Source organism: Streptomyces sp. NPDC007907, assembly GCF_042959365.1.
GTDB classification, from domain to species: domain Bacteria; phylum Actinomycetota; class Actinomycetes; order Streptomycetales; family Streptomycetaceae; genus Streptomyces; species Streptomyces indiaensis.
Genome location: NZ_JBIBKR010000004.1, coordinates 939,264 through 950,945 on the forward strand (window position 1 = coordinate 939,264; position 11,682 = coordinate 950,945).

Below are 11,682 nucleotides of genomic sequence, written 5' to 3' on the forward strand. Positions count from 1 at the left end.
AGGGTGAGCACACCGACCTGGAACAGGAGTGCTGATGCCGCAGATCACCGTCGACTATTCCGCCGACCTCGGCGGCGGCTTCGACCGGCCCGGATTCGCCAAGGCGCTGCACGAGGCGACGGTCGAGATCGCGGCCGCCAAGCCGCCCGCCTGCAAGACCCGGTTCCGCCCGACCGAGGACATCGTGGTCGGCCCCGAGACCGAGGGCCACGCCCACGTCCACATCCACATCGCGCTGCTCGCCGGCCGTACCGACGAGACCAAGGCCCGGCTCACCGAGGCCGCGCTGGAGCTGCTGCGGACCCACCTCAAGCAGCCCGAGGGTCTCGCCCTGCACGCCTCCGCCGAGGTCCGCGACCTCGACGCGTCGTACGCGAAGTACGAGAGCTGAGACCGCTCAGCTCGCCAGGGCCATGAGCCGGCCGACCAGGTGCGCGAACGGGCCGTCGGCCGGCTCGTCCTTGAGGGCGCCGCGCAGCAGCTCCGCCATCTCCTCGTCGTAGGCGGCGCTGACGGCGGCGAGCGCGGCGAAGTCGTTGACGAGCTGCGGCTCCAGCTCCTCGCGCGGGATGCGCCGGCCGTCCAGCCAGATCAGCGCCGTCGACTCGGCCAGCGAGATCCAGGAACGGACGACCAGTTCGAGGCGCGCGGGCGGATCGGTCACGCCCAGGTGCGAAAGGATCTGGACATACGCGGCCTGCCGTACGGAGTCGACGAGCGCGTTGGTCGTCGAGGAACCGACCGCCGGACCGCCGCGCATCAGCGCGGAGAAACCCGGCCCGTGCTCGTCCACGAAGTCGAAGTAGCGGCGCATCACACGCAGCAGCCGCGTCCCGAGCGGACCCTCGTGGGGCTCCACGAACCGGGCTGCCAGATCGTCCGAGGCCCGCTGCAACGCGGCCTCGTACAGGCTGAGTTTGCCGGGGAAGTAGTGGTAGACCAACGGGCGTGAGATGCCCGCGGCCGACGCTATCTCGTCGATGGACACGTCGTCGGGCGAGCGGCGGCTGAACAGTTCGAGGGCGACGCCGATCAACTGCTGCCGCCGTTCCTCGACTCCCATTCTGCGGCGAACCCCGGTAGTCATACGAACACCTTACCGATCGATTCCAGCCTCGAACGGGCCGGATCGATCACCCGGTCCCACCGTCCGCACCGGACGGGCCCGGAATCCGCCCCGGTCAGCGCAGCCCGCGGAGTGAACGCCCGTCCTTCAGTGTCCCCTTGAGCTGAGCCTGCGCCCCCTGCTCGGCCGGCACGGTCAGCAGACTGCTCCGTGCCTGCCCGTTCACTCCGCCCGTCGCCCGGACCGACGCCGTGTCCCGGCCGCCGGCGGCGAGCAGGTACCAGTCGCCGGCCTTCGACTTCCACAACACTCCGGCCAGCACATGCGGATCACGCGGCCCGCAGGCCGGCACGTTCTCGGCCTGCGCCGCGGCCGCCCCGTACGCACCGCCGGGAGTGTGGAACTGCGCCAGCACCCGCGCCCCGCCGCCCCGCCAGGTCTCGGCCCGCGTGCACACCCACGCCGCCGAGCCGCTCGCGTCGGGCAGCGGCTGTTCGTTGAACGCCCACGCGTTGACGCCGCGCACCCCCGCCGAGCGCATCGTGCCCAGCGAGCAGGCGAACGGCTGCCAGGTGCGCAGCGCCGAAGCCCCCGACACCTCGCCCGGGGAGCCCGGCCGTCCGGTGGTGAGCCTGGCCGGGACCAGCTCGCCGAGGTCGGTCAGCATCCGGGTCCGGCCGCCGTCGGTCACCTGCAGCACGTTCCACGAGGTGCACGGGCCGGACCGCAGGGCCGGGCTGGCCAGCGGCGCGGTCACACCGTCGGTGAGGGTGAGGTCCATCGCGCCGGAGCCCGGCTTCATCAGGTCCCGCTCGGCGGCCTTCCTCACCCAGGGGGCGAGCAGGTAGCGGACGTTGCCGTCGGACCGGCCCAGGACCACCGCGCTCGCCTCGGCCCGCCCGGCCCCGTCGACCCGGGCGAAGTCGAGGGCGGCGCCCTGTGTGCCGTCCACCGGCTCCGCGTACCGGGCGATCCGCAGACCGTCGTAGAGGATCACCACGCGGGCCGCGTCGAGCGTCCCCGCGTACAGCAGCTGGGGCGGTCCGGCCGGGCCGCCGGAGAGGGTGCCGGGGGTCACCGACACCTGGACCGTCTCGCCGGGGCGGGCCCACACGGCCAGCGCGCGGCGCAGCAGGGCCCGGTCGCCGGTGAGGTCGCCGCGGGCCGGCCACACGGAGAAGTCGGTGCGCGCCGAGCTGCGCCACGCGGTGGGCGGCACCCGGGTCAGCTTCGCCGGGTCCAGCGCGGCCTGCGCGGCCGGGTTCCGTGCGTACGGGGGTGCCGCCGCGCCCTCCGGGCCCCAGCCCTCACCGGGCAGGCCGAGCAGTGCCCCGCACATCAGCAGGGCGGCACCTGCGGCCAGCGCCGCCTTCAGGTGCTGGCGGCGGCGCATCAGGTCGGTGGGCCGGGCCTGGAGCGAGCAGGGGTCGAACTCGGGGGAGTGGAGCAGCCCGTACTCGGCGGGGATCCCGCCGGCCTCCAGCACCGCGCCCTCCGGGTCGGCGACGCCCACCGTGGCGAGGACCTCGCCCACCCCGTCGTCCGTGAGCCGCTCCAGGCCGCGCAGCGCGTAGGCGGCGCGGGCCGGGCCGGACAGGGTGGACAGCCTTTGGTCCAGGGCGAGTTCGTCGGCGCCGCCGGAGCGCGGGAACAGCTTCAGACCCCACACGCGCGGCAGCAGCGGCGGCAACTGGGCCCGCTTGGGCCAGGCCTTCGCCCTCAGCGGCAGCCCCGCCTCCAGCGCCGTGCGCAGCACCTTCAGCCGGACCAGGGTGTAGCCGGGGTCGCCGTCCCGCCCGGTGGACTGCGCCGGGATCACCGGGGCGGGGGTGCGGTTGCGGGGGAGCGCCCGCTGGACGAGGGAGTGTGCGGTCAGGACGCGGCGGCTGCGGCCCAGCCCGGGTGGCAGGACCAGGTAGGCCAGCCGGACGAGCCGCGGGTAGTACTCGACGAGCGCGGCCTCGGCCTGCTCGACGTCGACGACCGGGCCGGTGAGGGAGAGGGGTGCGTCGCGCTGGGCGACATCCTGTGACTGCACGTTCAGCAGAACGAGCGAATCGTTGGTTGGTCACCTGGGCGCGGAGCCTCACGCCCCCGGGTGCATCCCGGGTTCCACCAGCAAACGGGCGTAGTTCGCCATGGACCGCTGGTAGCGCGGCAGGTGCGGGGCCAGGGCGCCCAGGGCCAGCGCCAGCGCCTCCCGGTCGCGGCCGAGACTCGACAGGCACAGGGCGAGACAGGCGCGTACCGGGTCGTCCAGTTCGTCGGACGGCGCGAGAAGCTCGGGCGTCAGCAGGGCGACGCCCTCCTCGGCCCGGCCGATGTTCCGCAGGGAGCTGGCCAGCTGGATCTTCGTCCGGCGGGCCTTGTAGGGACTGACGTCGGCGAGGCCGGTCGCCAGCGCCTCCTGGTACAGGGGGACCGCCTGGTCGCTGTGGCCCGTGGAGTCCCAGGCGCAGGCCCGCTCGAAGGGGCCGAGCGGACTGCCCTCGGGCAGCTCGGCGACGAGGGCGTCGACGTCGGCGCGGAAGCGGGCCTCGTCCTCCTGCGTCTCGGCATAGCCGTCGAAACGGTCCCACAGGGCGGCCACACGGTCTTCCCAGTCCTGATCCACCTGCCCACCCTCGCACGGGAGTGCCTGCCGGGGCAGTGGGATTTTGAGCACGGCGGGCTCCGCAGCCGTATCGAAGGCGAGAGCCTCTTGCCGGGGCTCCGTGCGGCATGCGTCCGGATTCGTGCCGTGACAGGGACCGTGCCGACAAGGACCGGAGGAACAGATGAGGGTGACCCGACCGATGCTCGCGCTGAGCGGCGCGGTGGCGATACTGGCGCTGGCCGGCTGCGGCGGATCCGGCGACAAGGACGCGGCGGCCGTTCCGAAGGAGGTGAGCGGCAGCCTGGAGCACATCGCGGCCGAGGCCGACTGCAAGCCGAACATGCAGACCGACGCGGACACCATCCGCCAGGCGCTGTGCAAGAAGGGCAAGGAGAAGTACGTCCTCGCGACCTTCTCCACGGACCGCGGCCAGCGCGAGTGGCTGAACAGCGCCAAGGACTACGGTGGCTACTACCTCGTCGGCCGCAAGTGGGTCGCCGTCGGCCAGCAGAAGACGGTCACGGCGCTGCAGGGCACCCTCGGCGGCACCATGGAGGAGGGCTCCGAGCACATGAACCCCGGCGGCAGCCACAACAAGAACGGTCACGACGGCGGCAGCGGCCATCACGGCTGAGCACGAAGGCCCGAGCAGCAGAAGGCCGGCGGTGGGAATTCCCACCGCCGGCCTTCCGCGCTACCGGTTCAGGATTACTGGCAGTCCTGGCCGCTGTTGATGCACTGGACCATCTCGTTCATCACGTTCTCGTCGAAGAAGTTGATGAAGTCGTTGTGGTCGGTGATCGCCTTGTGCAGCTGCTCCGGGAAGGAGTCGACCGCGAAGGCGTTCTGCACCTGCCCGTTCTCGATCTGCGGCGCCTGGACGTCGTAGACCAGGCGGACCTGGAGCTGCGGGATGGCCTTGAAGCCGTTCGAGCAGCTGCCGTCCGCCTCCACGAAGTCCACGTGGGTGCGGTGGTTGGCGCTGTCGATGTTCTGGCCGTCCCAGCAGCTCTGGAAGTTGGACGTCCGCACCACGGAGCTGCCCTCGGGGCAGAGCGGGTACTTGTCCGTCACCTGACGGTCCTCGAAGCCGGTGCAGCTCCAGGAGGTGTTGGCGTTGTTCAGGCCGTTGGTGAGGGACTTGGCATCACCGGTGATGATGCGCAGGGCCTTCGGCATCGCGACCACGTCGCTGGTGCGGTTGCCGACGAACTTCAGCTGGGCCTCGGCCGGCTCGACGATCTTGCCGACGTTGCCGTCCTGGCCGCCGCCGGGCTGACCGGCGTCGATGTCGTCCGAGCCGTCCTGGATCCTCAGGACCGGCCAGAAGTACGAGGACTTGTCGCCCTGGTTCTGGCAGGAGGTGTCGGCGTTCGCCAGGTCCTCGTCGCTCGCGAAGGCGTTGTTGCTCTGGTTGCCGACGTAGTCGTGCTGGTGCTGCGCACCGTTGGACACGCCGGGCGCCACGATCACGTTGTCCGAGTTGCGGTTCTCGTTCTCGTTGGTGCCGCACTGCGTGGTGAACGTGCCCGTCGAACCGCCGTCGCCGTTCGCGGCGAGACCGTTCGGCAGGTTGCGGGAGTTGGGCTGGACGTCCTCGATGTTGATGAAGTCGTCCGCCGCCGGGCCGTTGCCGGCCTGCCCGCCGTTGCCGCCCTGCCCGTTGTCCTGGCCGCCGTCGTTCTGACCGCCGTCCTGGTTCTGACCGCCGTCCTGGTTCTGGCCGTCCTGGTTCTGACCGTCCTGGTTCTGGCCGTCCTGGTTCTGACCGTCCTGGTTCTGACCATCGCCGGCCTGGCCGTCCGTGGTGTTGGCGGCGTCGGCAGCCATGCCCTGACACGAGGCCATCTGCTCGAGGTTGGCCGGAGCCTTCCCGCCGACCCGCCGGATGTTGATGCCGATCCGGTCGATGACCGCGGTCCGCTTCGACTTCAGCGGGCCGAGGATGGCGTTGTCGACGAAGCCCGCGTCACCGGCCTGGGCCTGGCGGGTGGAGGCGAGCCGGGTGTAGGCCTCGCTGATCTGCTTGTCGAGGTTGGCCAGCTCCTTGTCCACCCCCTGGCGAGCGCCGTCGGGCACATCGGTCAGCTTCTGTCCGACGTCCGGGCACTGGATCGTGGCGATCTGCGCGCCCGCGGACTTCGTCTGGTTCGCCGAGTTCTCCTCGTGCGCCGAGGCGTAGAAGTTTGCCCAGATCAGCCCGCCCCCACCGAGCGCTAGGGCCGCCGATGCGGCAATGGCCTTGGTGGCCAGCGGCGTACGGCGTTTTCTTGTGTTGCGTCCCATGGAACTCCTCTGACTTCCTTTTTCGGGGGCATCGAGGCGCCCGACAGGAGTGAAGCGGCTCCCTTCCATACGGAGCGCGTCCCACGGGTGTTCAGAGGTCCCGGAAATTGATGCGAGGTTCGTGAGGACTCCGTGTCCTCAACAGCCGCTCGAGCACCGGGAGTTGTTGATCCCCCACCAGGGGTGAAGGGCATCGTCCGGTTTCACCGGCCGTGGTCGAGATACGCGAGAACCGCCAGCACGCGACGGTTGTCGTCGTCCGAGACCTCCAGCCCCAGTTTGGCGAAGATGTTGGCGGTGTGCTTGGCGATCGCCCGTTCCGTCACGACCAGTTTCCCGGCGATCGCCGCGTTGGACCGGCCCTGCGCCATCAGCTCCAGCACCTCCGTCTCCCGGGGCGTCAGCCGCGCCGGCGGCCGGTCGTCGCCCGAGCGGCGGGCGAGGAGCTGCTGGATGACCTGCGGGTCCATCGCCGTACCCCCGGCGGCGACCCGCCGTACCGCGTCCACGAACTGCTCGGCGTCGAACACCCGGTCCTTCAGCAGGTACCCGACCCCGCCGGTGCCGTCGGCGAGGAGCTCACGGGCGTACAGCTGCTCCACGTGCTGGGAAAGCACCAGCACCGGCAGTCCGGGCCGCTTCCGGCGGGCGTCGAGCGCGCACTGCAGGCCTTCGTCGGTGTGCGTGGGCGGCAGACGGACGTCGACCACGGCGACGTCGGGATCCAGTTCGGCCAGCGCGGCGGCCAGTTCGGGCCCGGTCTCGACGGCCGCGGCGATCTCGAAGTCGTATGCCCGGAGCAGCCGGACGAGTCCGTCGCGCAGCAGGAAGAGGTCTTCGGCCAGGACTACGCGCAAGGGATCTCCATGGTGACCATGGTGGGGCCGCCCGGGGGACTGCTGACGGCCAGGACGCCGTCGAATGTACCCAGTCGCCGCTCCACCCCGGCCAGTCCCGACCCGGCCCCGATCACCGCACCGCCCTTGCCGTTGTCCGTGACGGTCGCCCGCAGCATGCCGTCCGCCTGGTGCAGGTCGACCCAGATACGGTCGGCTCCCGCGTGCTTCACGGCGTTGGTGAGCACCTCGCTCACGGCGAAGTACGCCGCCGACTCCACGGGCGGCTCGGCCCGCCCTGGCAGCTCCACGCTCACCTCGGTGGCCACCGGCAGCCGCAGCGCCAGCGCCCGTACGGCGTCGCCCAGACCGCGCTCGGCGAGGACCGGCGGGTGGATGCCGCGCACCAGCTCGCGCAGCTCGGTCAGCGCCTCCACCGAGGACTTCCGGGCCTGCGCGATCAGCTCCTTCGCCTGCGCCGGGTCCTTGTCGAGGAGCGCCTCGATGGTGCCCAGGTCCATGCCGACGGCGACCAGCCGGGCCTGGGCCCCGTCGTGCAGGTCCCGCTCGATGCGCCGCAGTTCGGCGGCGGAGGCGTCGACCGCGTCCCGCCGGGTCTCGGTCAGGACCCGCACCCGCTCGGCCAGTTCCCCCTGGCCGGAGCCGAGCACGGCCCGGGTGAGCCGGAAGTGGACGTCCAGCAGGCGCGGGGTCAGGAAGTGCGCGAGGAACAGCAGCACCAGCCCCAGGGCTCCCGCACCCAGCGCGGACGCCTGCCCCGTCACCGGCACGAACCCGTACCAGTACGGGTCGGGGAGGACCCGCCACAGCCCGAGCGCGAGGGCGAACCCCTCCAGCGGGTAGAGCAGCAGCACGGCCGGCAGCAGCGCGGTGACGAACCCCGCGGTCATGTCGACCGGCAGCCACATCAGGTCCCGCCAGGTCGCCGGGTCGCGCAGCATCCCGAAGGTGCGGGCCCAGGGATTGGCGTCCTCCGGCAGCGGCCGGTACGCCGGGGGGATCCGCACCCCGCCCCACTCCGCCGCCAGCACCCGGCGGGCGTTAGTGAACGCCCGCACCCCCGTCAGTACGTACGGCGTGGTGACGATCCCGACCCCGATCGGGATCAGTGCGATCGACACCAGGGACAGGCAGAAGCACAGCACCGCCCCCGGCAGGGAGACGAGGGCCAGCGCGAGCCCCCGCACCGCGGCGAGCCCGATGCCCCGTCCTGTCGTCCGGCCGGTGCGGTTCTTCGTGTCCGTGGTCATGGCGTCAGTCTCGCCGAGCGCGCCGACCCGGTCACGGGGCCGGGCACCCGGCCCGGAGGTGGTGCTACCTCCACCTCGGCGGGCAGAAGGGGGTACGAGGGGGCGACCACGAAGGGCGGTTACGGGCAGGTGCTGACGAGGGGCGGTTCACGCACCCGCGCCGGACGCGAGGACCTTCGCCTCCACCTCCGGGTCGAGGCCCGAGCGTGGCCGGTCCGGGCGCTGGGGTGCCACGCCCCCGACGTCCTGGAGCCACCGCCAGGTGTCCGCCACCGTCTCTTCGACCGGCCGGCAGACCAGTCCGGCCCCGACCGCCCGGGAGACGTCCGCGTTGTGCAGGGCCTCGTACAGGTCGCTGCCCGGCGGCACCCACACCGGCAGCTCGGTCCACGGCTCGATGCCCGCCTCCAGGATCACCCCCGGCTCGGTCCAGCGGAGTTCGGCGGCGCCGCCGGTGACCCGCACGCAGGCCTCCAGCAACGCGCCCATGGTGGTGTGCCCCTGCGGACCGACCAGGTTGTACGGGCCGCTCAGTTCCCGCTCGGCCGCGAGCACGATCCACTCGGCCAGGTCACGGACGTCCACGTACTGCAGGGGCAGGTCACGCGGGCCCGGCGCCAGCACCGGACCGCCGCGCGCCGTACGGCCAAGCCACCAGGGCAGGCGGCCGATGTTCTCGTACGGGCCGAGGATCAGCCCGGCCCGTACGAGCACCGACCGGTCCGCGCCGTAGGCGTCCAGCACGGCCAGTTCACCGCCCCGCTTGTCCTGCGGGTAGGCGGTCTGCTCCGCGTCGGGCGACGCCCCCTCCACCAGGGGCGCGTCCTCGTCGAACCTGGCGGGCCGGCCCCATGCGTACACCGAGCGACTCGACACGTACACGTACCGGCCGGCGCGGCCCCGCAGCAGCCGCGCCGTGTCCCGTACCGCTCGCGGCGCCGCCGACCAGGTGTCGACGACCACGTCCCACTCGCCTGGGTCGTCGGCGAGGGCGGTCAGACCGCCGGGTGCGGTGCGGTCGCCTCGCAACGACCGTACGCCGGGCGGCGGGTCGTGCCGCCCGCGGTGGAAGACCGTCACCTCCCAGCCCCGCCCCAGCGCCGCCTCCACGACGGCCCGCCCCACGAACTCCGTACCGCCCAGCATCAGAAGCCTCATGCCGGTGACTCTGCCCGCTGGGGCGAGAGCACGGAACGGGGATCTGCTCACAGCAGACGGGCCGGACAGCCGCCCTGAGCGGGACCCCGGGGGCGGTGCAGGGCAGGGACTCGGTTCAGTCCGCCGTCGGCGGGACGTACTTGTAGCCCACGCGGCGCACCGTGCGGATCGCATCGCGGTGCTCCGCGCCCAGCTTGCGGCGCAGCCGGGCGATGTGGACGTCGACCGTGCGGCCGTCGCCCACGTGCCCGTAGCCCCACACCGTGCCGACCAGCTGGTCGCGGGTGTGAACCCGGCCCGGGTGCGCCACCAGGTGGGCCAGCAGCTCGAACTCCAGGTAGGTGAGGTCGAGCGGCTGCCCGGCCACCCGGGCGGTGCGCTGCACGCTGTCGACCCGGATCAGCGGCTCGCCGCCCGGCTCGGCGCCGGGCCGCGGGTCCGCGTCCTGCGGCAGGTCGGGCACCGCCACCGGGAACGGCGGCTGCTGGTCGGCCGGGACGAGCACCAGGTAGCCGATCATCGGCGGCTGCCCAGGCAGCGTCGGCAGGGTGTGCGGCGGGGCCGGCAGCCAGGTGGCACCCGGCGGCAGCAGGTCCGCGACCGTCACCACCTCGTCCCGGTCGACGGCGCGGAGCCGATGCCGGGGGCCGTGCGGCGCGGGGGCGTTGAGAGGGGCGGCGGTGGACAGGGAACGAGTGGTCGCCATGAGAGGTCAGCTCTTTCGCGCGAGGAGTTCGTCGGGGAGGTCGACGGCCGCGATTCGTGGTCGGGCTCGCCGAGGGACGTACGCGGTTCGCGCGCTGGCCGAAGGCCGGGGTGTACGGCTTTAGAGGGCCGGCGCGTTCGTCGCGCGGCAACACACCCGGTCGAAGTCGTGGTCCTGGCGGGACGGCCAGAAGGGCTCGAGGTCATGGCGACCCGTCGCGATGCACTTCTGGTAGCTGGCCATGACTCCATTGAAGCAGAGCTGATCCCGCACCGGGACCCTCCTCTCACTGCTTGGACAATCGCGCCACGTCACAGGGCGCGGGGAGCCGCGTGAAGCGCCACGACGGCGCGGCAGGCAAAAGGGGACGCTCACCGCGAACGGTGAGCGCCCCCTTCAGGAACGCGCGGGGCGGATCAGACCTGGCCGGCCTTCTCCAGCGCCGAGCAGCAGGTGTCGACGAGCAGACGCGTCACCACGTACGGGTCGACGTTGGCGTTCGGGCGGCGGTCCTCGATGTAGCCCTTGCCGTCCTTCTCGACCTGCCAGGGGATGCGGACCGAGGCGCCGCGGTCGGAGACGCCGTAGGAGTACTTGTCCCACGGAGCGGTCTCGTGCAGGCCGGTGAGGCGGTCGTCGATGCCGGCGCCGTAGTTCTTGACGTGGTCGAGCGGCTTGGAGCCCTCACCGAGCGACTCGGCCGCGGTGATGATCGCGTCGTAGCTCTCGCGCATCGCCTTGGTGGAGAAGTTGGTGTGCGCGCCGGCGCCGTTCCAGTCGCCCTTGACCGGCTTGGGGTCGAGGGTGGCGGCGATGTCGAAGTCCTCAGCGGTGCGGTAGAGCAGCCAGCGGGCCACCCACAGGTGGTCGGAGACCTCCAGCGGGGAGACCGGACCGACCTGGAACTCCCACTGGCCGGGCATGACCTCGGCGTTGATGCCGGAGATGGCGAGGCCGGCCTTCAGGCAGTTGTCCAGGTGCGCCTCGACGACGTCACGGCCGAAGATCTCGTCGGCGCCGACACCGCAGTAGTAGCCGCCCTGCGGGGCCGGGAAGCCGCCCTTGGGGAAGCCGAGCGGGTAGCCGTCCTTGAAGAACGTGTACTCCTGCTCGATGCCGAAGATCGGCTCCTGCGCCGCGAACTTCTCGGCGACCTCGGCCAGCGCCGCACGGGTGTTGGTGGCGTGCGGGGTGAGGTCGATGTTCAGGACCTCGCACAGCACGAGGATGTCGTCGCCGCCGCGGATGGGGTCCGGGCAGGTGAAGACCGGCTTGAGGACGCAGTCCGAGGAGTGGCCCTCGGCCTGGTTGGTGGAGGACCCGTCGAAGCCCCAGATCGGCAGCGCGTCCAGACCGGCGGGAGAGCCCGTGATGATCTTGGTCTTGGAACGCAGTTTGGCCGTCGGCTCGGTGCCGTCGATCCAGATGTACTCAGCCTTGAAGGTCACGGGCCACATCCTCGGGTGTGTCTGGGCGCGTATCGCGGGTGCGTGCGGCGCAGCGGCACCGGTGCGCCGCGTCTGCTGCCCGGCAGCCTGGCAACAGGCGATTTCCCGGCCATTGCTCGCATGTGAACCCCGTGTTACCTGGCGGCACTGTGCCGCACTTCACGCCGAGAGGATGTTTCGCGCGTGCGGCGCCGGGGGGCCCCGCCCCCCCCCCGCCCCCCCGGGCCCCCGCCCCCCCCCCCCCCCCCGCCCCGGCCCGGCCCCCCCCCCCCGGGCCCCCGGCCCCCCCGGCCCCGCGGCGGGGGGGGCCCGGGG

Annotated in this window: 12 protein-coding genes; 2 read left to right on the top strand and 10 right to left on the bottom strand. The window is 72.2% G+C overall.

What is annotated here, in order from left to right; genetic code table 11:
- Positions 1-34: 34 nt before the first annotated feature.
- The gene (locus ACFZDI_RS20570; protein WP_391252235.1) at positions 35-391 is read left to right on the top strand and encodes a 5-carboxymethyl-2-hydroxymuconate Delta-isomerase; all 357 of its coding nucleotides are present in this window, start codon (positions 35-37) and stop codon (positions 389-391) included.
- 6 nt (positions 392-397) lie between these two features.
- Here ACFZDI_RS20570 and ACFZDI_RS20575 read toward each other — a convergent pair whose 3' ends face one another.
- The 3 genes from ACFZDI_RS20575 to ACFZDI_RS20585 form a co-directional block, all read right to left on the bottom strand.
- The gene (locus tag ACFZDI_RS20575; RefSeq protein WP_234847564.1) at positions 398-1,087 is read right to left on the bottom strand and encodes a TetR/AcrR family transcriptional regulator; all 690 of its coding nucleotides are present in this window, start codon (positions 1,085-1,087) and stop codon (positions 398-400) included.
- A 94-nt stretch (positions 1,088-1,181) separates the two neighbouring features.
- Positions 1,182-3,104: a hypothetical protein gene (locus ACFZDI_RS20580; RefSeq protein ID WP_391252238.1), complete on the bottom strand. Its 1,923-nt coding sequence runs from the start codon at positions 3,102-3,104 to the stop codon at positions 1,182-1,184.
- Positions 3,105-3,152: 48 nt separating this feature from the next.
- Positions 3,153-3,680: a tetratricopeptide repeat protein gene (locus ACFZDI_RS20585; RefSeq protein WP_234847562.1), complete on the bottom strand. Its 528-nt coding sequence runs from the start codon at positions 3,678-3,680 to the stop codon at positions 3,153-3,155.
- A 163-nt stretch (positions 3,681-3,843) separates the two neighbouring features.
- Between ACFZDI_RS20585 and ACFZDI_RS20590 the strand changes: the two genes are divergently transcribed.
- Complete coding sequence (locus tag ACFZDI_RS20590) at positions 3,844-4,296, top strand: hypothetical protein (protein WP_234847561.1); 453 nt, start codon at positions 3,844-3,846, stop codon at positions 4,294-4,296.
- Positions 4,297-4,370: 74 nt separating this feature from the next.
- Here ACFZDI_RS20590 and ACFZDI_RS20595 read toward each other — a convergent pair whose 3' ends face one another.
- From ACFZDI_RS20595 to glnII, 7 genes are all read right to left on the bottom strand, one after another.
- Entirely contained in the window at positions 4,371-5,948 is a 1,578-nt protein-coding gene (locus tag ACFZDI_RS20595) for a DUF1996 domain-containing protein (protein ID WP_391252240.1), read from the bottom strand.
- 203 nt (positions 5,949-6,151) lie between these two features.
- On the bottom strand, positions 6,152-6,805 hold the full coding sequence (locus ACFZDI_RS20600) for a LuxR C-terminal-related transcriptional regulator (RefSeq protein ID WP_391252243.1): 654 nt from the start codon (positions 6,803-6,805) through the stop codon (positions 6,152-6,154).
- Complete coding sequence (locus tag ACFZDI_RS20605) at positions 6,796-8,055, bottom strand: sensor domain-containing protein (RefSeq protein ID WP_391252245.1); 1,260 nt, start codon at positions 8,053-8,055, stop codon at positions 6,796-6,798. Before ACFZDI_RS20605 ends, ACFZDI_RS20600 begins: the two co-directional genes overlap by 10 nt.
- A gap of 147 nt (positions 8,056-8,202) precedes the next feature.
- Positions 8,203-9,213 carry an NAD-dependent epimerase/dehydratase family protein gene (locus tag ACFZDI_RS20610; RefSeq protein WP_391252247.1) on the bottom strand — a complete coding sequence of 337 codons (1,011 nt, stop codon included), beginning with the start codon at positions 9,211-9,213 and terminating at the stop codon, positions 8,203-8,205.
- Between the two features lie 115 nt (positions 9,214-9,328).
- The gene (locus ACFZDI_RS20615; RefSeq protein ID WP_234847556.1) at positions 9,329-9,919 is read right to left on the bottom strand and encodes a winged helix-turn-helix domain-containing protein; all 591 of its coding nucleotides are present in this window, start codon (positions 9,917-9,919) and stop codon (positions 9,329-9,331) included.
- Positions 9,920-10,039: 120 nt separating this feature from the next.
- The gene (locus ACFZDI_RS20620) at positions 10,040-10,162 is read right to left on the bottom strand and encodes a hypothetical protein (RefSeq protein ID WP_344368936.1); all 123 of its coding nucleotides are present in this window, start codon (positions 10,160-10,162) and stop codon (positions 10,040-10,042) included.
- Positions 10,163-10,335: 173 nt separating this feature from the next.
- Complete coding sequence (gene glnII, locus ACFZDI_RS20625; protein ID WP_234847555.1) at positions 10,336-11,367, bottom strand: glutamine synthetase; 1,032 nt, start codon at positions 11,365-11,367, stop codon at positions 10,336-10,338.
- Positions 11,368-11,682: the final 315 nt, after the last annotated feature.

Coding starts and splice junctions, on each gene's coding strand:
- ACFZDI_RS20610 (WP_391252247.1), bottom strand. CDS start 9,213: ATGAGGCTTCTGATGCTGGGCGGTACGGAGTTCGTGGGGCGGGCCGTC.
- ACFZDI_RS20620 (WP_344368936.1), bottom strand. CDS start 10,162: ATGGCCAGCTACCAGAAGTGCATCGCGACGGGTCGCCATGACCTCGAG.
- ACFZDI_RS20615 (WP_234847556.1), bottom strand. CDS start 9,919: ATGGCGACCACTCGTTCCCTGTCCACCGCCGCCCCTCTCAACGCCCCC.
- ACFZDI_RS20575 (WP_234847564.1), bottom strand. CDS start 1,087: ATGACTACCGGGGTTCGCCGCAGAATGGGAGTCGAGGAACGGCGGCAG.
- ACFZDI_RS20570 (WP_391252235.1), top strand. CDS start 35: ATGCCGCAGATCACCGTCGACTATTCCGCCGACCTCGGCGGCGGCTTC.
- ACFZDI_RS20590 (WP_234847561.1), top strand. CDS start 3,844: ATGAGGGTGACCCGACCGATGCTCGCGCTGAGCGGCGCGGTGGCGATA.
- ACFZDI_RS20595 (WP_391252240.1), bottom strand. CDS start 5,948: ATGGGACGCAACACAAGAAAACGCCGTACGCCGCTGGCCACCAAGGCC.
- ACFZDI_RS20605 (WP_391252245.1), bottom strand. CDS start 8,055: ATGACCACGGACACGAAGAACCGCACCGGCCGGACGACAGGACGGGGC.